Source organism: Pseudomonas sp. FP1740, from assembly GCF_030687165.1.
Classification (GTDB): domain Bacteria; phylum Pseudomonadota; class Gammaproteobacteria; order Pseudomonadales; family Pseudomonadaceae; genus Aquipseudomonas.
Map to the genome: position 1 here is coordinate 5,777,717 of NZ_CP117461.1, position 21,725 is coordinate 5,799,441.

Here is a 21,725-nt window from a genome sequence, read left to right on the forward strand (position 1 = left end):
GTAGGAGCGAGGCTTGCCTGCGAAGGTGTCAGGCCTGCAGATATCGCAAAACCGACTCGCAAATCATCTCCCGATGACGCTGCTTGATGTTTTCATCCGGCAAGTCGATCTGAAAGATCTCACCGAAGGTATGACGGTTCGACACGCGATAGAAGCAAAACGAACTGATCAGCAGGTGCACATCCAGCGGATCGAGGCCGGCGCGGAATACACCCTCTGCGGCCCCGCGACGCAAAATCTCGCCCAGTGAATCGAGGATGGTGTTGTTCATCGCCTTGATCGCATCGGAGCGCTTCACATACTCGGCGTTGTGAATGTTCTCGATGCAGACGATACGCACGAAATCAACGTTGCGGTCATGGTGGTCGAAGGTGAATTCCACCAACCGCCGAATCGCCTCCACCGGCGCCAGCTCGGCCAGGTGCAAGCGACTTTCGGTGCTGCGGATATCCCCGTAGAGCTTCTCCAGCACCTCGACGTAGAGCTGCTCCTTACTGCCGAAGTAGTAATAGATCATGCGTTTGGAGGTGTGGATGCGCTCGGCGATCGCATCGACGCGCGCACCGGAAAGCCCCTGCTGGACGAACTCGACGATAGCCTCTTGAAGGATGTTCTCGCGGGTTTTTTCCGGGTTGTTCTTGCGACTCTTGCGAGGCTCGGCAATTGGCTTTTCGGGCGCTACGGGGAGTTCTGAAATTATTGTCATTGCGGGCTCACGGCCATCACTGCACAAGTAGGCGATTATGGGCCGCTGCGCACAGTGAAGGAAGCCACGCGGCAGCGGTTTTGTACCCGTGTTTACGATTTTCCTACAACTTTGTCTGACGTACGCCACCACTTCGGGATTTGGCCATGGCCGCCAGTCGCACGGCTACGTTGGCCGCGCCGTAACCCGCATAGCCGTTTTTGCGCTGGATGATTTCAAAGAAAAACCGCCCTTCGAACGGCTCGGTGTACACGTGAAACAGCTCGCCACCCTGGGCATCACGGTCGTAGAGCACGTTGAAATACGCCAACTCGCTGAGGAACTCATCGTCGAAATCGAAGCGCGCGGCGAGGTCATCGTAGTAGTTGAGCGGGATATCCAGCAGCGGCACGCCCGCCTCCTTGGCGCGGCTGACTTCGGCAAAGATGTCGTCGCAATCGAAAGCGATGTGATGCACGCCGGAACCGCGATAACTCGACAACGCGTGTGAGATCGCGGTGTTGCGATTCTCGGAAATGTTCAGCGGCAGGCGGATCGAACTGCAACGGCTGCGCAAGGCACGGCTCTTCACCAGACCATACGGGTCGGGCAGCACCACTTCATCGTCGGCTTCGAAATCCAGCAGGCTTTTATAGAACAACACCCAGCTGTCGAGGCTGTCGGCGGGCAGTGCCATGGCCATGTGGTCGATGCGCTTGAGGCCACCGCTGGCCACGGCCGCCGGTTGCAGATTGAAGTCGGTGCCATAGACGTCGGCGTCCTGGTCTACCAGGTAAATCAGACTGCCGTCCGGCGCACGCACGGCGGCGAGTTCCAGCTCATTGGGGCCTACCAGCCCGCGATACGGCTGGCCTTTGTAAGCCACGGCTCGGGCCAACGCACTGGCGCTGTCCTTGACCCGCACGGCGGTGGCGCACAGCGATGGCCCATGGGCCTCGAAAAAACTGTGGGCGAAGGAATAAGGTTCGGAGTTGAGGATCAGGTTGATATCGCCCTGACGCAACAGGCTGACACTCTTGGAACGGTGTTGCCCAGCCTTGACGAAACCCAGCCGCTCCAGCCAATGGGACAACTTCGCGCCGAGGCTTTCATCCACGGCGAACTCAAGAAACTCGATGCCGTTGTATTCGCTGGCGCCTGGGGTGTCGAACAGAATGTCGCGATTGGCCACAGGCGTGGCTTCCTGTTCCAGGCGCTGGCGGGTTTTCTCTTCCAGGTACAGCAACGAACGCAAGCCGTCGGCGGCGTTGGCCCGGGGTGGCGCGGCGCGGAAACCGTCGTTGAAGATCTCCAGCGACAGCGGGCCGGTGTAGCCACTCTTGATGATCGGCGCGAGGAACCCCGGCAGATCGAATTCGCCCTGGCCGGGGAAACAACGGAAATGCCGGCTCCACTCCAGCACGTCCATGGCCAGGATCGGTGCATCGGCCATTTGCACGAAGAAGATCTTGTCACCGGGAATCTCGGCGATCGCCTTCGGGTCGCCCTTGAGCGACAGCGTATGGAAACTGTCCAGCAACACGCCGAGGCTCGGATGGTCGGCCTGGCGAACGATGTTCCACACCTGTTGATACGTGTTCACGTGGCGGCCCCAGGCCAGCGCTTCGTAACCGATCCGCAAACCACGAGCGCCGGCCCGTTCGGCGAGCAGGCGCAAGTCGTCGACCAGGATCTGCTCATCGCCGATGGAGTCGGCCGAGGCGTTGCTGCACACCAGCACCAGGTCGGTGCCCAGCTCTTGCATCAAATCGAACTTGCGCTCGGCCCGCTCCAGATTGCGCGGCAGGCGATCGCGGCGGCAACCTTCAAAATCCCGAAAGGGTTGGAACAGAGTGATCGCGATCCCGAGATCAGCGCACATCTGCCTGATTTCCCGTGGGCTGCCGTCGTAGTAGAGAAGGTCGTTCTCGAAAATTTCCACCCCGTCAAAACCGGCGGCGGCGATGGCTTCTAGTTTTTCCGGCAGGGTACCGCTCAAGGAAACGGTGGCAATGGAACGCTGCATGTGTCGACTCCCGGTGGTGGGGACATTCTTGTTGGGCAAATTATTGGCTTGACGAATCCGCACAGCAATTCAAAGTGTACTACCCGGTTAGTTTTGCGGGCGATTATCGAACACAATGGCGGTTGGCGAATTGACGATTTTTCGTCCACTGCGCACCATCGACACCACATTGAGTCCGGTCACGACCCCATGGACTCGGTTACCAAAGACCCTGAACACCACATAAAAATTTCAAAAAACGGGTACACGCTCATGCGCTCATTCAACGCCTTGTTTGCTTGCTCCACCGATCTCACGCCAGACCTGGTGTCCATCCGAACCTTGCGCCCCCTCGGCCGAACCGTGCCGCTCGCTGAATAAAACGTTGTCGTCGCCTGACGAAAACACCTCAGCCGATCAATCTCACTCGCGCCCGTCGCCATCGATTGATCACGCGCCCTTGAAGTCCCGACAAGCCTCGCTTGTCAGTCATTGAACGGATGGCACACACATGTTTCCTTCTCAAAGCTCTCGCGTGGCTTCGGCCCAAAGCGTCGCCACTGGCGGCATTGGCGACAAAATCCGCGGCGCCATGGCCGTCGGCAAAACCCGCTGGGGAATGCTGGCGCTGGTATTTTTCGCCACCACCCTGAACTACATCGACCGCGCAGCCTTGGGCGTCATGCAGCCGATCCTGGCCAAGGAACTGAGCTGGACGGCGATGGACTACGCCAACATCAACTTCTGGTTCCAGGTCGGCTACGCCGTCGGTTTCGTGCTGCAAGGCCGGTTGATCGACCGGGTCGGCGTGAAGCGCGTGTTCTTCTTCGCGGTACTGCTCTGGAGCCTGGCCACCGGCGCTCATGGCCTGGCCACTTCGGCGGCGGGCTTCATGGTCTGCCGGTTCATTCTCGGCCTGACTGAAGCCGCCAACTACCCGGCCTGCGTGAAAACCACCCGGTTGTGGTTCCCAGCTGGCGAGCGCGCCGTGGCCACCGGTATTTTCAACGCCGGGACCAACGTCGGTGCGATGTTCACACCGATGCTGCTGCCACTGATTCTTCACGCCTGGGGCTGGCAGGCAGCGTTCCTGTGCATGGCGGCGCTGGGCGGCATCTGGTTGCTGTTCTGGGGCCTGAAATACTTCAACCCGGAAGATCACCCGAGCGTTAAACAATCGGAACTGGACTACATCCAGAAGGAAGTCGAACCAGAACAATCCCGCGTACCGTTCTCGCGAATCCTGCGCATGCGTGGCACCTGGGCCTTCGCCCTCGCCTACTCGATCACCGCGCCGGTGTTCTGGTTCTACCTGTACTGGCTGCCACCGTTCCTCAATCAGCAATACAACCTGGGGATCAACGTGACCCAGATGGGTATTCCGCTGATCATCATCTACCTCACGGCTGACTTCGGCAGCGTCGGCGGCGGGATCCTGTCTTCGTTCCTGATCGGTCGCGGGATCAACCCGATCAAGGCCCGACTGATGTCCATGTTCCTGTTCGCCTGCTGCATCATCGGGGTGGTCATGGCCGCCGGTTCGAGCAGCCTGTGGCTCGCGGTGTTCGCCATCTCCCTGGCCATCGGCGCGCACCAGGCCTGGACCGCGAACATCTGGAGCCTGGTGATGGACTACACACCTAAACACATGATGAGTACGGTGTTCGGCTTCGGCGGCATGTGCGCGGCGATCGGCGGGATGTTCATGACCCAGTTGGTCGGCCACATTCTGACCATCACCAACAACAACTACACCGTGTTGTTCACCATCATTCCGGCGATGTACTTCATCGCGCTGACCTGGATGTACTTCATGGCACCGCGCAAGATTCCGACCGTAAAAGATTGATACACCACAAACGCAGGCCTGATCCCGGGCCTGCGTTTTTTTATGGCCGCGATTTATCCATTTCACCCTTTTTTTCTCACAGCCACAGAGGCACACCATGTCGCCAGGTAACTTGAGCATCGCCAAGCGTGCCGTGATCAGCTTCGGCGTCATCGCCCTGCTGGTCCTGTTGCAGGGGCTGTTCGCCCTTAAACAGGTCGCGCAAGTCCGCGCCACCGGCCAGCACACTGAAAACGTCTCCCTGCCTAGCATTCGCCACCTGGGTGAAATCCGCGACTACATCCTGAGCATTCGCGTGCTCAGCCTGCGCATGGCGCTCAACCGCGATCCAAAGGTGCTCGATGCCACCGTCACACGTCTGCACCAAGTGCAGGGTTGGCTTGCAGAGACGCTGGAAAAATTCACTCCGCTGGTCGGCGATTACAACCGGGGGCCGTACGAAAACTTCGTCGCCACCGTCACCAGCTATCGCCAGGCGCTGGCGCAATACGAAGCGCTGTCGCGGGAAAACCGCAGCGAAGAAATGACCGCGTTGCTCAATGGCAAAATCCAGGACTACTCGACCCAGACCGGTGACCAGTTCGCCGAATTGATGGCGCTTTCCGCCAACGAAGTCAGCCTGTCGGCCAACCAGGCTGACTCGCTCTACAACCAGGTAAAAATCACCGTGATCGGTGCGCTGATCGCGGTCGCGCTCCTGACCCTGTGCCTGGCCTGGCTGTTGATTCGCAGCATCGTCCTGCCGATCCGTCAGGCGGTCGACGTGGCCGAGCAAGTGGCCGCCGGTGACCTGAGTCAACCGATCCGCAGCCACGGCGCCGATGAAACCGCACGCTTGCTCAAGGCCCTGTCGGCCATGCAGACCAGCCTGCGGGAAACCCTGCAACTGATCAGCGGCACGTCGACTCAATTGGCGGCCGCCGCCCTGCAGATGAATCAGAGCACTCAGCAGGACTCCAGTCGGCTGCAACAGCAACACAATGAAATCGAGCAGGCCGCCACGGCCGTCAACGAAATGACCGTCGCGGTGGAAGAAGTGGCACGCAACGCGGTGTCGACTTCCGACAGCACTCGCCAATCAACGCAGCAAGCCAGCCAGGGCCAGGCGCGAGTGATTGAAACCCTGGATTCGATTCAGGCGATGAGCGGCAATGCGGGCATCGCGCTGCAACAGGTTCAGACCCTGGCCGAGCAGTCCCGGGAAATCGGCAAGGTGCTGGACGTGATCCGCGCCATCGCCGAACAGACCAACCTGCTCGCGCTCAATGCCGCCATCGAGGCTGCGCGAGCCGGGGAAGCCGGACGTGGTTTCGCGGTGGTGGCCGATGAAGTTCGGGCGCTGGCGCATCGCACTCAGCAATCAACCCGGGAGATCGAACAGATCATTGGCCGGGTTCAGGGCGATACCAACGGTGTGGTGATGTCGATGCACGACAACAGTCAGCGTGTTGCTGAAACCTTGTCGATTGCTGAACAGGCCGGGCTGGCGCTGGCAGAAATCACCCGGGCGATGGAGCAGATCCATGAACGTAACCTGGTGATCGCCAGTGCCTCGGAAGAACAGGCGCAGGTGGCCCGTGAGGTGGATCGTAATCTGCTGAACATCCGCGACCTGTCGCTGGAAAGCGCCGACGCCGCGACCCGGACCAGCGCCACCAGCCAGGAGTTGTCGCGACTGGCGGCGGGCCTGCAAAACCTGGTGGTGCGTTTCAAATTTTGACCGGGTTCAGCGGCGGCTTTGTTGCCACGCCGCCGCCAACCCGCTGCAGCAAATCACCGCGATCCCGACCACCGTGGTCAGGGTCGGCGTGTGAGAAAACAGCAACCAGCCGAGCAAACCGGCAAAGACAATCTGGCAATAGCCGAACGGTGCCAGCAGCGCGGGGGCGGCATGGCGGAACGCCTGGGTCAGAAACAGGTGCGCCGTCATCCCGCAGGCGCCCAGTGCAACCATCATCAATCCATGCCCAAGGCTTGGCACTTTCCAGAAAAACGGCACCAACGCACTCATCACCAGGGTGTTGCACAGGCCGGCGAAGAAGTTACTGGTGGTCGGGCTGTCGATTTCACTGAGCTTGCGGGTGAGCAATTGATAGAAGCAGAAAAACAGCGCCGAGCAGAGTGGCAGCAAGACTGCTGGCGTGAACAGATCCCCGCCGGGATGGACGATGATCAATACGCCGACAAATCCGCAAATCACCGCGATCCATTGGCCACGGGTGACCCGCTCACGCAGCAGTGGCACCGACAACGCGGTGACCAGAACCGGAGCGAGAAAGTTGACCGCCGTGGCTTCGGCCAACGGGATGTACTGCAAACCAGTGGTGAAAAACAAACTGGTGCCCAACAGGCACAACGCCCTGAATAGCTGCAGCAACGGCCGTTTGGTGCGCAGGACTCGCAACCCCGATTGCGGCAGGAAAATCCCGGCCATCAGCAAGGTGTGAACCACATAGCGGGCCCAGACCACCATGACGATCGGATAAAACCCCGATAGATATTTCGACAAGGCGTCGTGACTGGAAAACAGAAAGGTCGCGACAACGATCAGCAGAATCCCTTTGAAGGGTTGGTTTACACCGGAGAGCGGGGTGCTGATGGTCATGCAAGGCCTCTGTAATCAAATCAGAATGTGGCGAGGGAGCTTGCTCCCGCTGGACTGCGCAGCAGTCCCCAAATCAGCAAAGGTGTTCCGTCACTGCATATAACAGGTCGTTGACGACCGCTTCGCCGCCGAACGGGACGGTGCGGCGGTCCGACAAGCTCCCTTGCCACAGGTTCAAAGGCGCGCCAACAATTCCCGGGTCTTATCCAACGCCATCTGCGCCCGCTGCAACCCGCTCACGCCCTGTTCCTGCAACTTCACGGCGGGAATCTCCAGGCTTAACGGGATATCGGCCGGCAAACACTGCAACAACCCCGCCAGATCACAATCGCCATCGCCCGGAAAACGCCGCTCGTTACGCGCCTGACGCAAAATCTCCGCCATGTCCGTTGGCCGTGGCCCCGCGACATCGCATAACTGTGTGTACCGTAACCGTGACGGAGCAACTTTGGCCAGATCTTCCAGCCGCGAACCCGATCGGTCGAAATGGAACGCGTCCACCAACACCCCGCCGTATTCACGGTCAGCGTTTTCGACGATGCGCACCGCTTGTTCAAGATCGCGCGCATCGGTCCATGGCATGAACTCCAGATGCGGATGCAGCCCATAAGGTGCCGCCAGATCACACAGCCGGGCGAAGTTCTCGGTGAGTCGTTGTTCGTCGGAATCGTTACCGGCCACCAGCAATTCACTGGCACCCAATTGCGCCCCGACCGCCAGAATCTTCTCGAAGTCGGCGACGACGGTTTGCGGTTTAAGACGCAGGATTTCAACATCCAGCACACGAATGCCGGTATCGCGCAGCCGCGCCAGCGTCTCACGCCGTAAACCGACATCGGCTACCAGCGCAAAGTGATGTTCTTCGGGTGTTGCAGGTTCAAGGCGTAGTCCGACATGGCTGTATCCGGCCCGTGCTGCGACCTCGACCATCTCCGGCGGAGACAACTCCAGCACCGTCAGGCTGGCCAGGGAAAAGATCCGCTCACTCATGCTCATCCCTCGATCAACATTGGGGAGCAGGCACGACCGGTTTCGGCGGCCCTGCGAATCGCCTCAACCAGCGCCAGGGTGCGCGCAGCATCGGCCGCGCTCACCAAGGGTTCGACTTCCCGACGCGCCACGCGCACGAAGTGCTGCAACTGCAAACGCAATGCTTCATCGACGCTGAAGTATTCCTGTTCCGCCAGCAACGGTTGATGCCATCCGCAATCGACGTCAGCGTAGTGCCAGCGCTTGAGTTGCGGAATGCTCAATGCACCGCCCGTCCCGGCCAGCAAGTAACAGGGCTGATCGGCCTGGCGCGGATAGACCGGGTTCTCCCCGGAATCCAGCTCCCAACTCCAGGGCGCCGCGACGGCGTCGGAACCGGTCAGGCTGCCCAGTGCGCCATTGTCGAATTGCAGCAACACCGCCGCGCAATCTTCGTTGGCAAATCCGCGCACCGCATTGCTGGTGATTGCCTGCACCTGCCGCACTTCGCCGCACAGATGGCGCAGCAGGTCGAGGTCGTGAATCAGGTTGGTCAACAACATCCCCGCACCGGGCTCGCGGCGCCATGGCGTCTCGAAATAGCTGTCGGGTTTGCGCAACTGCCAGAGCGCCGTCACCGTCGTCAGCTGCCCCAAAGCGCCACCCTGCACCAGTTCATGGGCGCGGACGATCAACGGATTGTGCCGGCGATGGTGGCCGACCAGCACGGGAACACCGGTGGCTTTCGACGCGGCCACCAGTTCGCGCGCTTCATCCAGGTGCACACCCACCGGTTTTTCCAGTAGCACCGGCACACCTGCGGCGAGGCAATCGAGCGCAGTGCTGACGTGGAGCGTGTTCGGGTTGGCAACGATCACCGCCTCTGGCTTCGCCTGCTCCAGCATCTGACGGTGATCAGCGAAATACCCCACGCCCCATTCGCCCGCGAGGCCTGCCGCTTGTGGGCCGGGATCGGCCACCGCACACAACGTCGCTTGTGTCAGGGTTTGCAGATGCCGGTAATGCTGCTGGCCCATGTTGCCGGCACCGATCAGGGCGATGCGAAGGGGCGAAGTCATGCTGCGGTCCTCTTGTGATTATTGTCGGAGGGATGAATTCCAATAATTTAGAACCTGGTTCCAGATTCTTACAGGAGTAACGGCAACTTGTGTTCGAACAACGCACAGATTCGCATAGCCCACATATGGGTTTGTGCGGGCAGAATTAGACGAACAACTCCGAAGCCAGGCTTGCGGCAGACAGCTCCTCAGTGAACTTCAACAACAGCGGCGCCAGTTCATGCAACCGTGCCCCCGGCATCCGCGCGCTTGGCCCGGCAATGCTCAGCACACCGATCACTCGACCATCGCTTGGGTGACGCACCACCGCCGCTATCGCCGAGGTGCCCACGGCCGAACTCTCTTCGACCCAGGCATAGCCCTGCTCTCGCGCCAGACGCAGGCGTTCCAGTAACTCAATGTTGGAGCGCGGCGCGTTAGGCCCCAGGTCTTTCGGCCGTTCGCTCCCCTGACGCTCCACCAGCGACAACGCTTCGGCATCGCTCATGCACGCCAGCCATGCGTGGCCCGAAGCGGTATAGAACAAGGGCGCATCACGACCCATGTCCGGGTCGTAACGCAGGCCCGAGCGAGCGCCCTGAGACTTGGCGATCCAGACCTGGCGCTCGCCTTCAATAACGCCAAGGCGCACCAGCTCGCCGGTTTCCTCGGCCAGGCGATCGAGCACCGGTTGCACGATATCGGCGCCGCTGCTCGACAGGTAACGGAAACCCATCGCCACCAGTTTGGTCGACAGGTGATAGCGCAAGTTCTCCGGATTCTGTCGCACGTAACCTAGCCGAATCAGCTCGGCGAGCAGACGGTGGGTCGCGCTTTTGGGGATGTCCAGTTGCTCCGCCAACGTCTGCATCGGCAGGCCGCGAGGGTCACTGGTGAGGCTTTCCAGCACGCTGAAAACACGTTCGATCTGACTGCCGGCCATGGGGGGTTCCACTCGAAATTTTGCCGATTCTAAAAGACAAACCACGTAATGCGAAATCTGGAACCCGCTGTCCGATAACCGCCCTCTTTACGCAGTGAATGGTTGCCGGGATCAATCAAGCCTTTATATTTTCTGGAATTAAATTCCAAAAACAATCTGGAGCTTTTAACGATGCCGGCCGATTCTCCCCTCCTTGCGGACATCGAATGCGATGTGCTGATCGTCGGCTCCGGTGCGGCCGGATTGTCCGCAGCTGTAACCGCAGCCTGGCATGGCTTGAAAGTGATCGTGGTCGAGAAAGACCCGGTGTTCGGCGGCGCCACGGCGTGGTCCGGCGGATGGGCCTGGGTGCCGTGCAATCCTCTGGCGCGTCGTGCCGGCATCGTTGAAGACGTCGAGCAACCGCGCACTTACCTGAAGCACGAATTGGGTGAGCGTTACGATCCGGCGATGATCGACGCGTTCCTTGAGGCTGGCCCGCGAATGGTCGCGTTCTTCGAGCAACACACTTCCCTGCAATTCGCCGACGGTAACGCCATCGCCGACATTCATGGCGATACGCCGGGTGCCGGCACCGGTGGACGGTCGGTGATCGCTGCGCCTTATGACGGGCGAAAAGTCGGCAAGCTACTGAAGCGTCTTCGCAAAACCATGCGGGAAACCTCGTTCATGGGCATGCCGATCATGGCGGGGGCGGACCTCTCGGCGTTTCTCAACCTGACCCGCTCACTGGCGGCGGTCTGGCACGTCACCCGGCGTTTCACCCGCCATCTGTTCGACCTCGCCGTTCATGGGCGGGCGATGCAATTGGTCAACGGTGTAGCGCTGGTGGCGCGGCTGGCAAAGTCTGCCGAAGACCTTGGCGTACTGCTCTGGGAATCGGCACCGGTGACCGAGTTGCTTTGCGAAGACAATCAGGTGCGAGGCGCGGTAGTCAGCACCGCCAAAGGCAACATCCGCATCCATGCGCGCAAGGCCGTGGTGCTCGCGGCCGGCGGTTTTGCCAATGACATCGAACGGCGCAAAGCTCTGTTCCCTCGCACACCGTCCGGTCATGAGCACCTGGCCCTGCCGCCCCTCGGCGTGGCCGGCGATGGCCTGCGACTGGGTGAAAGTGTCGGCGCTCGAGTCAACGCCGACATGGCGTCGCCCGTGGCCTGGGCGCCGGTTTCGCAAGTGCCGTACAAGGATGGCCACGTCGGTCACTTCCCGCACATCATCGAGCGCGGCAAGCCCGGGATCATCGGCGTACTGAGCAACGGCCGCCGCTTCGTCAATGAAGCCAACGGTTACTACGACTACGTGACCGCCATGGTCGCCGCCGCACCACAGGGTGAAGAAGTCGCCTCCTGGCTGATCTGCAACCACGGTTTTCAGCGACGTTATGGCTTGGGCATCTCTCGGCCGTTTCCGGTGCCGCTGTCATCTTTCATCCGCAACGGTTATCTGAAGGTCGGCAACACTGTCGAGGAATTGGCCAAGGCCTGTGGCATCGACCCAAACGGATTGCGCAGCACGCTAGAGGAGTACAACCGGCATGCGCGCAATGGTGAAGATCCTTTATTCGGTCGTGGCTCGACGCCCTACAACCGCAAACAGGGCGATGCGTTGCAGCAACCCAACCCGTGCGTCGCGCCGATTGAACAAGGCCCGTTCTACGCTGTGAAGGTTCAGCCTGGCTGCTTCGGCACCTTCGCCGGGCTCAAGGTCAACAGGCACGCGCAAGTCCTCGACGCATCCGGCCAGGCCATTGCCGGGCTGTACGCGGCGGGCGGCGACATGGCCAGCATCATGGGCGGGCATTATCCCGCCGGCGGTATCAATCTCGGCCCGGCGCTGACCTTCGGCTACATCGCAGCACGGCATATCGCCGGAATCGAGTGCGTTTGATCGACGATTCCCGAGACAAACATTCACCCACTCGGTAAAAACCTGTCGCCCTGAAGGAATTCGCCGGGCTATCCGTGTTCAATACAAGTCTGAATTATTCCCTGCGCAGTAAAAGACAGACGACCGGACTGGCGCCGCTCTCACTCACCAGCAACACTCATCACCATATTCAAACGAGGATTTCCCCCCATGCTTTGGAAAAAAGGCCGACGCAGCGACAACGTGGTCGATGCCCGTGGCGATGATGTCGGCGGTGGGGGCGGCGGGATGCGCTTCGGCGGGGGCAAGGGCCTGAGCCTGACGGCGATCCTGTTGATTGTCGGGATCGGCTGGATCACCGGCCAGGACCCGATGCAGATCCTCGGTCAATTGACCGGACAAATGAGCGAGCAATCGGCCCCAACCACCACCCAAACCCGCAAGGCGCCACCGGCCAATGATGAAGGGGCCGAGTTCGTGCGCTCGATCCTCGGCGACACCGAAGACACCTGGGGCCAGATTTTCCAGCAGGCCGGTCGGCAATATAAAGACCCGACCCTGGTGCTGTTCAGTAATCAGGTGAACTCGGCGTGCGGATTGGCGACGTCGGCGACTGGTCCGTTCTATTGCCCGGCAGACCAGAAGGTCTATCTGGACATGAGTTTCTTCCAGGAAATGTCCCAGCGTTTTTCCGCCGCAGGTGATTTCGCCCAGGCCTACGTGATCGCTCACGAAGTCGGACACCACGTGCAGACCTTGCTCGGCGTTTCGGCGAAGATTCAGACCGCTCGGCAGCAGGGCCGGCAAATGGAGGGCGACGGTGGTTTGCTGGTGCGTCAGGAACTGCAGGCCGATTGCCTGGCCGGGGTCTGGGCCAACATTGCGCAGAAGCGCCTGAACTGGCTGGAACCCGGTGACATCGAAGAAGCCTTGAACGCCGCCAACGCCATCGGCGATGACCGCTTGCAGCAGCAAGGTCAGGGCCGCGTGGTACCGGACTCGTTCACTCATGGTACGTCAGCGCAAAGGGTGCGCTGGTTCAAAGCCGGATTTGCACAAGGCCAGGTTGGCCAGTGCGATACCTTTGCCGCGAAGAATCTGTAATGCACAAGTGGTTGTTAGCTCTGTTGATCACCTGCACAAGCGCCCAGGCTGCCGAGCAGGGGGTCAAGGAGATCAGTTCCGGGCGCCTGCTATTGAGCGCCGGCGAAATCGCGGTGGGCATCGGCCCGACACCGGCGAAGAATATCGAACGGGTGCTGATCATCATCCATGGGCGTTTGCGCAACGCTGAGACCTACCGCCAGAGCGCCGAGCACGCGGCCGAGCAAGCCGGGCAAAGCGATAACACCCTGGTGCTTGCCCCACAGTTTCTCAATGAAACCGACATCGCGAGCCACCCGGTGCCTGACAGCGTTTTACGCTGGCACGGCAATGACTGGATGGCCGGTGGCTTATCCACCGCGCCGTTTACGCTGAGCTCCTACGCGGCGCTCGACGAAATCATCGCTCGCCTGGGTGATCGGCGACAGTTTCCGGACGTGAAGCAAATCGTCATTGCCGGTCACTCGGGCGGCGCTCAGGTGGTTCAGCGTTACGCCATGTTGAGCCACCCTCAGCCAGCCCTCGACACAGCAGGGGTGAAGGTGCGTTATGTGATCGCCAATCCTTCGTCGTATGCCTATTTCAATGAGCAACGGCCGGTTGCGTTCAGTCACGCGGGGTGTCCGAACTTCAATCGCTGGAAGTATGGTCTGGCGGACTTGCCCGCCTATGCCAATGGGCAAACGCCTGCGCAGCTGGAAGAAAACTACGTCAAACGTGACATCGTTTATTTGCTCGGGCAGCAGGACATCGACCCGAATCACCCGGCGCTGGATAAAAGTTGCGAAGCCAAAGCCCAGGGCGTTTCTCGTTTGATTCGCGGGCGCAATTATTTCAATTATCTGAAACGGCGCCATCCTCAAGGGTTGAGTCAGCAACTGATAGAAGTGCCCGGCGTCGGGCACAATGGGGACGGGATGTTTACCTCGCCCGAGGGGCAGAAGGCGTTGTTCGGGCAGTGAGTTTTGGGGCGTCTGATCGGACGCCCCCCTCTCTCAAGCCGAAAGCAGCTGCCGCAACTCCACGCAATCGCGCGCATGCCAATCGGTCAATTCCGGCCACGGATTATCCGGCAGGTTCACCAACACCGTCCGCGCCCCCGCCGCCCGGCCGCAATCCAGGTCGAAGCGGTAATCACCGACCATCACCATTTCACTCGCCGGCACCTTCCAGGCCTCGGCCAGTTTCAGTAAACCACCGGGATGCGGTTTGGGCGGTGCTTCATCTCGGCCCAGCACATCCTCCACCGCAAAGCAGTCGGCCAGGCCGATGGCCTCCAGCGTGACATGGGCCAACTCGCGAGCATTGCGCGTGAGAATGCCCAGACGATAACCGCGCCCGGCCAACTCCCGCACCAGTTCCACCGCGCCCGGAGCCGGTTTCGAACCCAGTGCCAGATCCCGCTCATGCTCCAGCAGCCACGCATGTTTGGCCGCCGCTTCTTCGGCCGGCAGCGCCGCGAGGTGGGTCAGGATGTCGTGTTCTGCAGGAATCGCCAACGCCACGCGGATCGCCGCGAAGTCATGCACGGCCACGGTCAGAGTGCCGTCCATGTCGAACACCCAGTGCCGCACTTCGGCCAGGCTCATGCCCAATCCTTGCGATGACGAATCAGGCCTTCCTGAGTGACCGAGGCCACCAGTTGCCCGGCACGGTTGAACACGCTGCCACGGGAAAATCCGCGCGAGTTGCCGGCCCATGGGCTGTCCATGGCGTACAGCAACCAGTCATCGGCGCGCAGGTCGGCATGGAACCACAACGCGTGATCAAGGCTGGCGACCTGCATGTCTTTCTGCCAGACCGATTTGCCATGGGGCAGCATCGAGGTGGTCAGCAAACCGAAGTCCGAAGCGTAGGCCAGCAGGTATTTGTGCAGCGCCGGGGTGTCGGCCAACGCACCGTCGGCGCGGAACCAGACGTATTTGACTGGATCGGCAGGCTGCGGGTTATAGGGATCTTTTTCGGTCACCGGCCGGAATTCGATCGGTTTCGGGCACAGCAGTTTTTCGCGCATGTGCTCGGGGATCAGGTGCGCGCGCTGCTGAGTGAGCTCCAGCTCCGACGGCAGGTTCTCCGGGCCGACCACTTGCGGCATTTGGCTCTGATGCTGGAAGCCCTCTTCGTCGTACTGGAACGAGGCGCTGCAGGTGAAAATCGGGTTGCCCTTCTGGATCGCCGTCACCCGGCGCGTGCTGAAACTGCCGCCATCGCGCACCCGATCGACCTGATACACCACCGGTAACTTCGCATCGCCCGGACGCAGGAAGTAACCGTGCATCGAGTGCACATGGCGTGTCTCTTCGACTGTCTGACTGGCCGCCGACAGGGACTGGCCGAGCACCTGGCCGCCGAACAACTGACGGAAACCCAGGTCCTGGCTGCGGCCACGAAACAGGTTTTCTTCAATCGGTTCCAGGGTCAGCAGGTCTACCAGATCTTCCAACACTTGGCTCATTCAGACTCTCCTCACACAAAGCAATGCCGCGCAGTCTGGGCTGCGGCGGTCGATTCAGTTTATGGCCCGGTTCAACATGAGGGCCATTGTAAATGTCCGTGCCTGCTTATCCATGCAAGGTTTGCAGCCATTGCTCACGGGTGATGCGGTACAACACGTGCGGGCGCAGCGGATGATCGGCGGCAAGCCTGGGGTGCTCGAAGTCATCACCGGGGTCATGCTGCATGCCGATCGCCTGCATGACTTTTTGCGAAGGCAGGTTGGTTTCGGTGGTGAACGCCACGACCTCTTGCAGCGCCAAGCGATCAAACCCACAGCGCAGAGCGGTCCATGCCGCCTCGCTGGCATAACCCAGGCCCCAGTGCTCGCGCGCCAGGCGCCAGCCGATTTCGATGGCTGGCGTGAACGGTGCGTCAAAGCCGACCACACTCAGCCCGGTAAACCCGATGAACGCCCCGGTGTCCTTGCGCTCCAGTGCCCAGAGGCCGAAACCATACTCGGCAAAATGCCCGCGAACCCACCCGATCAGCGAGGCACTTTCCAGCCGACTCAAGGGCGCCGGAAAATACCGCATCACTTGTGGATCGGCGCACATCGCCGCAAACGCCGGCAAATCCTCATCGCGCCACTGCCGTAACGACAGTCGTGCGCTTTCGAGTTCCAGTATCGGCTCCATCGTGCCCCTCCCCTCTGTTTCCATGCCGCAAGTCTACATCGCTGGTAGGATCGTTCACTCATTCCTACATGCTTCCCCGATAAATCAGCCATGCCCCTGCCCCTGATCTACCACGAAGACTACAGTCCCGAGTTCCCGGCGGATCACCGCTTCCCCATGGACAAGTTTCGCCTGCTGCGCGATCACCTGGTGGACAGTGGCCTGACCCGTGACATCGACCTGCTGCGCCCGGAGCTGTGCCCGGCGGATATTCTCGCCCTCGCCCATGACCCTGCGTACATCGAGCGCTACATGGGTGGCGAGTTGTCCCGCGAAGACCAGCGGCGCCTCGGCCTGCCCTGGAGCGAAGCACTGGCCCGGCGCACAGTGCGGGCGGTCGGCGGTTCGCTGCTGGCGGCCGAACAGGCGCTGGAACATGGCTTGGCTTGCCACCTGGCCGGCGGCACGCACCACGCGCACTACGATCACCCTGCCGGGTTCTGCATCTTCAATGACCTGGCGGTGATCAGCCATTACCTGCTGGAAAGTGGCCGGGTGAATCGGGTGTTGATCTTCGACTGCGATGTGCATCAGGGCGACGGGACTGCACGAATCCTGCACAACACCCCGGAAGCGGTGACCGTTTCCCTGCACTGCGAAAAGAATTTTCCTGCACGCAAAGCCGAAAGCGACTGGGACATCCCGTTGCCGATGGGCATGGGCGATGCCGATTACCTGAAGGTGGTGGACGATGCGCTCAACTATTTGCTGCCGCTCTATCAACCGGATCTGGTGCTGTACGACGCCGGTGTCGACGTGCACAAGGATGACGCCCTGGGTTATCTGAAGCTGACCGACGAAGGTGTCGCCGCGCGTGATGAAAGCGTGATGCGCCATTGCCTGGGCCGGGATATTCCGGTGGTCGGCGTGATCGGCGGCGGCTACAGCAAGGACCGCAAGGCTCTGGCGCGCCGTCATGGCATCCTCCATCACAGCGCCCAACGGGTGTGGCAGTCATCAGGTTGTCATTAATGTGTGAGTCTTTACCCACAATGCCTGTGGAACCGCCTGTGGATAACCTGAGTGAAAGGGCCTGCAGCCCATGCGGGGTATAGGTTACAGAGCGGTGGTTGTTTTTTAACCAGCCCTCGAATCCTCCCACAGGGAGCAGGGCTGGTAGAATGCGCGGCTTATTCCGCCACGCCGCAGCTCTCGCCATGACCCAGCCCTCCACTTCCCTCCCCCCTCACGTCGCCATCATCGGCGGCGGCCCCGCCGGCTTGATGGCGGCTGAAGTGTTGAGCCAGGCCGGGATCAAGGTCGATCTGTACGACGGCATGCCTTCAGTGGGGCGAAAATTCCTTCTCGCTGGGGTCGGCGGCATGAACATCACCCACTCCGAGGCCTACCCGGCATTTCTCTCACGCTATGCCGAACGGGCGCCGCAGATTGCTCCGCTGTTACGCTCGTTCGGCGCCGAAGCCTTGTGCCAATGGATTCATGACCTGGGCATCGAAACATTTGTCGGCAGCTCCGGTCGAGTGTTTCCCACCGACATGAAAGCCGCGCCCCTGTTGCGTGCCTGGCTCAAACGCCTGCGCGATGCCGGCGTAGTTATCCACACCCGCCATCGCTGGCTCGGTTGGGATAACAACGGTGATTTGCTAATCGACAGCCCCGAAGGCGAAAAAACTGTTCAAGTAGACGCGACCCTGCTGGCCCTCGGCGGCGGCAGTTGGTCACGCCTGGGGTCGGACGGTGCCTGGATGCTGCCGCTGGAACAGCGCGGTGTAGGGCTGGCGCCATTGCAACCGAGCAATTGCGGCTTCGAGGTGCGGGCCTGGAGCGAATTGATGGTCAGCAAATTCGCCGGCAGCCCGCTGAAAAATATCGCCATCGGCCTCAATGATGACGTGCCGCGACTCGGCGAGTGCGTGATCACTGCCACGGGAATTGAGGGCAGTTTGATCTACGCCCTGTCGGCAGCGATCCGCGAAGCGATCAATCAACACGGCTCGGCAACCCTTCACCTCGATCTGTTACCAGGCAAGCCTGTGGATAAAATCCAGGCGGCGCTGAGCAAACCGCGCGGCTCACGCTCCATGGCCAAACACCTGCACAGTCAGCTTGGGCTAGATGGCGTGAAAGCAGCGTTGTTGCGGGAATTGACACCGGCTGACTGTTTTGCCGATCCGGCCCTGCTGGCCAAAGCAATCAAGGCATTGCCGCTGACGCTGGTGAAAACCCGGCCATTGGATGAAGCCATCAGCAGCGCTGGTGGCGTGATGTTCGAGGCGATGGATGAACGTTTGATGCTCAAGCAACTACCCGGCGTGTTCTGCGCAGGGGAAATGCTCGATTGGGAAGCGCCGACCGGCGGCTATCTACTGACTGCGTGTTTCGCCAGTGGGCGAGCGGCGGGATTGGGGATGGTGGAGTGGTTGAAGCACCGACACTGATCGTTCCCACGCGCAGCAAAGGAATGCAGCCCGGGACGCTCTGCGTTCCTGCCGAGGCGGACGCAGAGCGTCCATTGAGGCGTTCCCACGCAGAGCGTGGGAACGATCCTCAGAGGATCAAGGCTTACGCTTACGCGGCCCGGTATTGAACACCGGCACTTTACGCACCGGCTTGATCGAAGGCTCCGGCGCCGACGCCTCACCGCTCTCGACCCATTTACCCAGGTTGCGCTTGCCGCCACCGGAGGTCTTTGGCTTCTTCGGTTTTTTCGGCTTCTTGATCACCTGACCGCTGGCATCGGTATCCGGCACGCGGTGCTCGGGCTCGAAGTCCGGCTCTGTCTGGCGAGTCAACGTCTGACGGGTCAGCATCTCGATGGCTGACAGTTGATTCACTTCATCAGCGCAGACCAGCGAAATCGCCTGCCCGGTTGCACCCGCACGGCCGGTACGACCGATGCGGTGGATGTAGTCCTCGGCCACGATCGGCAGGTCGAAGTTGACCACCAAGGGCAAATCTTCGATATCCAGACCACGGGCAGCGACGTCGGTGGCCACGAGGATCTGCACTTCGCTGGCCTTGAAGCGATCCAGCGCCCGCTGGCGAGTTGCCTGGGGTTTGTCGCCGTGGATGCCGTCGGCATTGACGCCGAGGCCCTGGAGTTTTTCCACCAACGCGTCTACGCCGTTGCGGGTCTTGGCGAACACCAGCACCTGCTTCCACTTGCCCTTGCGCATCAAGTGAATGAACAGCTCCGGCTTGCGCTTTTTGTCCACCGTCACCACCCATTGCTTGACGGTGTTGGCGGCCACGTTGCGCGGGCTGACTTCGATGCTCAGCGGGTCGTTGAGCATTTGCCCGGCCAGCATGCGGATCGCATCGGAGAAGGTCGCGGAGAACAGCAGCGTCTGACGTCTCGAAGGCAGGGCTTTATAGATATTCCCCAGCTCCTCGGAAAAGCCCAGATCGAGCATGCGATCGGCTTCGTCAAGCACCAGGGTTTGCAGCTGGTTGAACTTGAGCGCGTTCTGACGGAACAGGTCGAGCAAACGGCCCGGGGTCGCCACCAACAGGTCGACGCCTTTGCGCAGTTTCATCATTTGCGGGTTGATGCTGACGCCGCCGTACACCGCGTAAGTGCTCAACGGCAGGTTCTCGGCATACTGGCGCACGGCTTCGTGAACCTGTTCGGCCAGTTCGCGGGTCGGCACCAGAATCAGCGCGCGCACGGAGTTAGCGCTGACTTTCGGCCCTTCCATGGCCAGCAATTGCAGCAGCGGCAAGGCGAAACCGGCGGTTTTGCCGGTGCCGGTCTGGGCCGCGGCCATCAGGTCGCGACCGGCCAGCACCGCCGGAATCGCTTGCGCCTGAACCGGCGTCGGGGTCTGGTAGCCGAGCGTCTCGAGGGCGCGCAGCAAGGGTTCGATCAGGCCAAGGGTGGCGAAAGTCATGGGAGTACCGTAGGAAAATTCAGCGCGATTGTGCGAAACAAGTGTGCAATGGCGCGCAGTTTACCCTAATTCGCGCGGGATTCTGTCGGCACCACTACGGCAGGGGCAGGCCGATCTGTGCCACGGCGCCACTGTGGCAACCCGATCAACACCACCGCACTGATGATCACCGCCATCGCCAGCGTTTCTTCGATACCGATGGTCTCGCCGAGAAACACGATCCCCAGCAACACCGCCACCGCCGGGTTGACGTAGGCATAACTGGTGGCCGCGGCCGGACGCACGTGTTTCAACAGGTACATGTAGGCGTTGAAGGCGATGATCGAACCGAAGATGGTCAGGTACGCCAGCGCCGCCCAGCCTTCGATCGGCGGCAGACTTTCCAGACGCTCACCACTCACCGCACTGCCGATCAGCAACACCATGCCGCCCACCAGCATCTCCACGGCACTGGCCATTGCGCCCTGAGGCAACGGCAAATGTTTGCTCCACACCGAGCCGAAGGCCCAGGACGCCGCCGCGAACACCAGCAACGCCGCGCCCAACGGGCTCGATTGCAGGTTGGAGCCGAGGTTGAGCATGGCAATGCCGATCAGCCCGAGCACAATCCCGGCCCATTCGAGACGGGTATTACGCGCACCCCAGAAATATCCACAGAGCAAGGTAAACAGCGGCACCGTCGCCACCGCCAGCGCAGCCACGCCAGAGGCCACGCCCGTATGTTCGGCGACGCTCACCGCACCGTTACCGCATGTCAGCAGCAAAATCCCGATGATCCCCGCCGCTTTCCATTGCGCCCAGGTCGGTGCCGGTGCCCCGCGCCAGCGCAGATACGCGTACATCAATGTCCCGGCGATCACGAAGCGGATACCGGCGAGCAACAACGGCGGCCAGTACTGCACGCCGATGCGAATCACCAGGTAGGTCGATCCCCAAATCACGTACAGCGCGAAAAAAGCAGCGACCAGCGGTAAGGAAAAACGGCGTAGGCCAGGCATGGGCAGCTCGAGAACAAGACAAGGAGAGCCGCTATTCTAGAAAGGCCAACAGCGGAAAATAAGCTACAAAACCTGTTTATAGCGCCGGTACACTTTTCAAAACACGGAGTTCGACGCTATAAACCGTGCTTTCGAAAGTCAGTCATTTTTCAGGTAGGCCACGATGGACAAATACGACCGCATGCTCCTCTGCGCCCTGTTGGAAAACGGTCGTGCGTCCTACGCCGATCTGGCGCGCAAGGTGAACCTGTCCGCTCCGGCGGTAGCCGAACGCGTCGCTAAACTTGAGGCTTGCGGGGTGATCACCGGTTACCAGGCGAAAGTCGACCTGTCCAAAATCGGCCTGCCGATCCAGTGCGTCATCGAACTGCGCCTGAACCAGCACGGTAACCAGAAAACCTACGACGAACTGATCAAAATCCCACAGCTGACCGAGTGCCATCGCGTCACCGGCGATCCGTGCGTGATCATGCAAGCGGCGGTGGGCTCGATGCCGGAGCTGGAAGAGTTGATCAACCGGATCGCCACGTTCGGGTTCAGCAAGACCTCGATTGTGTTGTCGAGTGCCATCGAAAAGCGCGTGCCGTTGGGTCAACTGGAGGGGAATGGCAAATAGTTC

Annotated in this window: 19 protein-coding genes; 8 read left to right on the forward strand and 11 right to left on the reverse strand. The window is 60.7% G+C overall.

What is annotated here, in order from left to right:
- Window positions 1-28: 28 nt before the first annotated feature.
- On the reverse strand, window positions 29-706 hold the full coding sequence (locus tag PSH69_RS25960) for a TetR/AcrR family transcriptional regulator (protein WP_305410219.1): 678 nt from the start codon (window positions 704-706) through the stop codon (window positions 29-31).
- A 103-nt stretch (window positions 707-809) separates the two neighbouring features.
- The gene (gene quiC, locus PSH69_RS25965; RefSeq protein WP_204124856.1) at window positions 810-2,711 is read right to left on the reverse strand and encodes a 3-dehydroshikimate dehydratase QuiC; all 1,902 of its coding nucleotides are present in this window, start codon (window positions 2,709-2,711) and stop codon (window positions 810-812) included.
- A gap of 490 nt (window positions 2,712-3,201) precedes the next feature.
- Here quiC and PSH69_RS25970 point away from each other — a divergent pair, with 490 nt between their 5' ends.
- Window positions 3,202-4,539, forward strand: coding sequence for an MFS transporter (locus PSH69_RS25970; RefSeq protein WP_018925801.1), 1,338 nt, complete (start codon window positions 3,202-3,204; stop codon window positions 4,537-4,539).
- A 97-nt stretch (window positions 4,540-4,636) separates the two neighbouring features.
- Window positions 4,637-6,259, forward strand: a complete 1,623-nt coding sequence (locus tag PSH69_RS25975) for a methyl-accepting chemotaxis protein (protein WP_305410220.1) — start codon at window positions 4,637-4,639, stop codon at window positions 6,257-6,259.
- A 6-nt stretch (window positions 6,260-6,265) separates the two neighbouring features.
- On the opposite strand, the gene PSH69_RS25980 is transcribed toward PSH69_RS25975, so the two are convergent.
- The 4 genes from PSH69_RS25980 to PSH69_RS25995 form a co-directional block, all read right to left on the reverse strand.
- On the reverse strand, window positions 6,266-7,144 hold the full coding sequence (locus PSH69_RS25980) for a DMT family transporter (protein ID WP_064620533.1): 879 nt from the start codon (window positions 7,142-7,144) through the stop codon (window positions 6,266-6,268).
- Window positions 7,145-7,318: 174 nt separating this feature from the next.
- A complete protein-coding gene (locus PSH69_RS25985) occupies window positions 7,319-8,134 on the reverse strand; it encodes a sugar phosphate isomerase/epimerase (protein ID WP_305410221.1) in 816 nt (271 codons plus the stop codon).
- A 2-nt stretch (window positions 8,135-8,136) separates the two neighbouring features.
- Complete coding sequence (locus PSH69_RS25990; RefSeq protein WP_305410222.1) at window positions 8,137-9,192, reverse strand: Gfo/Idh/MocA family protein; 1,056 nt, start codon at window positions 9,190-9,192, stop codon at window positions 8,137-8,139.
- A 145-nt stretch (window positions 9,193-9,337) separates the two neighbouring features.
- Window positions 9,338-10,114, reverse strand: coding sequence for an IclR family transcriptional regulator (locus PSH69_RS25995; protein WP_111454219.1), 777 nt, complete (start codon window positions 10,112-10,114; stop codon window positions 9,338-9,340).
- 171 nt (window positions 10,115-10,285) lie between these two features.
- On the opposite strand from PSH69_RS25995, the gene PSH69_RS26000 reads away from it, so the two are divergent.
- From PSH69_RS26000 to PSH69_RS26010, 3 genes are all read left to right on the forward strand, one after another.
- Window positions 10,286-12,004, forward strand: coding sequence for an FAD-dependent oxidoreductase (locus PSH69_RS26000; protein ID WP_305410223.1), 1,719 nt, complete (start codon window positions 10,286-10,288; stop codon window positions 12,002-12,004).
- A gap of 189 nt (window positions 12,005-12,193) precedes the next feature.
- Window positions 12,194-13,087 carry a neutral zinc metallopeptidase gene (locus tag PSH69_RS26005; RefSeq protein WP_305410224.1) on the forward strand — a complete coding sequence of 298 codons (894 nt, stop codon included), beginning with the start codon at window positions 12,194-12,196 and terminating at the stop codon, window positions 13,085-13,087.
- Window positions 13,087-14,049 (forward strand): alpha/beta fold hydrolase, encoded by a 963-nt coding sequence (locus tag PSH69_RS26010; RefSeq protein ID WP_305410225.1) that lies wholly within the window; start codon window positions 13,087-13,089, stop codon window positions 14,047-14,049. The genes PSH69_RS26005 and PSH69_RS26010 overlap by 1 nt, the downstream gene beginning before the upstream one ends.
- Window positions 14,050-14,082: 33 nt before the next feature.
- Here the strand turns inward: PSH69_RS26010 and PSH69_RS26015 are convergent, their stop codons facing one another.
- The 3 genes from PSH69_RS26015 to PSH69_RS26025 form a co-directional block, all read right to left on the reverse strand.
- A complete protein-coding gene (locus PSH69_RS26015) occupies window positions 14,083-14,676 on the reverse strand; it encodes an HAD family hydrolase (protein WP_305410226.1) in 594 nt (197 codons plus the stop codon).
- Window positions 14,673-15,542, reverse strand: coding sequence for an acyl-CoA thioesterase II (tesB, locus tag PSH69_RS26020; RefSeq protein WP_019650913.1), 870 nt, complete (start codon window positions 15,540-15,542; stop codon window positions 14,673-14,675). Before tesB ends, PSH69_RS26015 begins: the two co-directional genes overlap by 4 nt.
- A 106-nt stretch (window positions 15,543-15,648) precedes the next feature.
- Window positions 15,649-16,218 (reverse strand): GNAT family N-acetyltransferase, encoded by a 570-nt coding sequence (locus tag PSH69_RS26025; RefSeq protein ID WP_305410227.1) that lies wholly within the window; start codon window positions 16,216-16,218, stop codon window positions 15,649-15,651.
- Between the two features lie 90 nt (window positions 16,219-16,308).
- On the opposite strand from PSH69_RS26025, the gene PSH69_RS26030 reads away from it, so the two are divergent.
- Together PSH69_RS26030 and PSH69_RS26035 are read left to right on the forward strand one after the other, a co-directional pair.
- Entirely contained in the window at window positions 16,309-17,229 is a 921-nt protein-coding gene (locus tag PSH69_RS26030) for a histone deacetylase (RefSeq protein WP_305410228.1), read from the forward strand.
- A gap of 185 nt (window positions 17,230-17,414) precedes the next feature.
- Window positions 17,415-18,656, forward strand: coding sequence for a TIGR03862 family flavoprotein (locus PSH69_RS26035; RefSeq protein WP_305412876.1), 1,242 nt, complete (start codon window positions 17,415-17,417; stop codon window positions 18,654-18,656).
- 117 nt (window positions 18,657-18,773) lie between these two features.
- On the opposite strand, the gene PSH69_RS26040 is transcribed toward PSH69_RS26035, so the two are convergent.
- Together PSH69_RS26040 and yedA are read right to left on the reverse strand one after the other, a co-directional pair.
- A complete protein-coding gene (locus tag PSH69_RS26040; RefSeq protein WP_111454214.1) occupies window positions 18,774-20,108 on the reverse strand; it encodes a DEAD/DEAH box helicase in 1,335 nt (444 codons plus the stop codon).
- A 65-nt stretch (window positions 20,109-20,173) separates the two neighbouring features.
- Window positions 20,174-21,106, reverse strand: coding sequence for a drug/metabolite exporter YedA (yedA, locus tag PSH69_RS26045; RefSeq protein ID WP_305410229.1), 933 nt, complete (start codon window positions 21,104-21,106; stop codon window positions 20,174-20,176).
- Window positions 21,107-21,269: 163 nt separating this feature from the next.
- Here yedA and PSH69_RS26050 point away from each other — a divergent pair, with 163 nt between their 5' ends.
- Window positions 21,270-21,722, forward strand: a complete 453-nt coding sequence (locus tag PSH69_RS26050) for an Lrp/AsnC family transcriptional regulator (RefSeq protein WP_305410230.1) — start codon at window positions 21,270-21,272, stop codon at window positions 21,720-21,722.
- Window positions 21,723-21,725: the final 3 nt, after the last annotated feature.

Excerpts from the sequence above, each read along its gene's own strand:
- PSH69_RS26015 (WP_305410226.1), bottom strand. The coding sequence starts at position 14,676 with ATGAGCCTGGCCGAAGTGCGGCACTGGGTGTTCGACATGGACGGCACT.
- PSH69_RS25995 (WP_111454219.1), bottom strand. The coding sequence starts at position 10,114 with ATGGCCGGCAGTCAGATCGAACGTGTTTTCAGCGTGCTGGAAAGCCTC.
- PSH69_RS26010 (WP_305410225.1), top strand. The coding sequence starts at position 13,087 with ATGCACAAGTGGTTGTTAGCTCTGTTGATCACCTGCACAAGCGCCCAG.
- PSH69_RS25960 (WP_305410219.1), bottom strand. The coding sequence starts at position 706 with ATGACAATAATTTCAGAACTCCCCGTAGCGCCCGAAAAGCCAATTGCC.
- PSH69_RS26035 (WP_305412876.1), top strand. The coding sequence starts at position 17,415 with ATGACCCAGCCCTCCACTTCCCTCCCCCCTCACGTCGCCATCATCGGC.
- PSH69_RS26040 (WP_111454214.1), bottom strand. The coding sequence starts at position 20,108 with ATGACTTTCGCCACCCTTGGCCTGATCGAACCCTTGCTGCGCGCCCTC.
- PSH69_RS25990 (WP_305410222.1), bottom strand. The coding sequence starts at position 9,192 with ATGACTTCGCCCCTTCGCATCGCCCTGATCGGTGCCGGCAACATGGGC.
- PSH69_RS26005 (WP_305410224.1), top strand. The coding sequence starts at position 12,194 with ATGCTTTGGAAAAAAGGCCGACGCAGCGACAACGTGGTCGATGCCCGT.
- quiC (WP_204124856.1), bottom strand. The coding sequence starts at position 2,711 with ATGCAGCGTTCCATTGCCACCGTTTCCTTGAGCGGTACCCTGCCGGAA.
- tesB (WP_019650913.1), bottom strand. The coding sequence starts at position 15,542 with ATGAGCCAAGTGTTGGAAGATCTGGTAGACCTGCTGACCCTGGAACCG.
- PSH69_RS25985 (WP_305410221.1), bottom strand. The coding sequence starts at position 8,134 with ATGAGTGAGCGGATCTTTTCCCTGGCCAGCCTGACGGTGCTGGAGTTG.
- PSH69_RS25975 (WP_305410220.1), top strand. The coding sequence starts at position 4,637 with ATGTCGCCAGGTAACTTGAGCATCGCCAAGCGTGCCGTGATCAGCTTC.
- yedA (WP_305410229.1), bottom strand. The coding sequence starts at position 21,106 with ATGCCTGGCCTACGCCGTTTTTCCTTACCGCTGGTCGCTGCTTTTTTC.
- PSH69_RS26050 (WP_305410230.1), top strand. The coding sequence starts at position 21,270 with ATGGACAAATACGACCGCATGCTCCTCTGCGCCCTGTTGGAAAACGGT.
- PSH69_RS25980 (WP_064620533.1), bottom strand. The coding sequence starts at position 7,144 with ATGACCATCAGCACCCCGCTCTCCGGTGTAAACCAACCCTTCAAAGGG.
- PSH69_RS26030 (WP_305410228.1), top strand. The coding sequence starts at position 16,309 with ATGCCCCTGCCCCTGATCTACCACGAAGACTACAGTCCCGAGTTCCCG.
- PSH69_RS26000 (WP_305410223.1), top strand. The coding sequence starts at position 10,286 with ATGCCGGCCGATTCTCCCCTCCTTGCGGACATCGAATGCGATGTGCTG.
- PSH69_RS25970 (WP_018925801.1), top strand. The coding sequence starts at position 3,202 with ATGTTTCCTTCTCAAAGCTCTCGCGTGGCTTCGGCCCAAAGCGTCGCC.
- PSH69_RS26025 (WP_305410227.1), bottom strand. The coding sequence starts at position 16,218 with ATGGAGCCGATACTGGAACTCGAAAGCGCACGACTGTCGTTACGGCAG.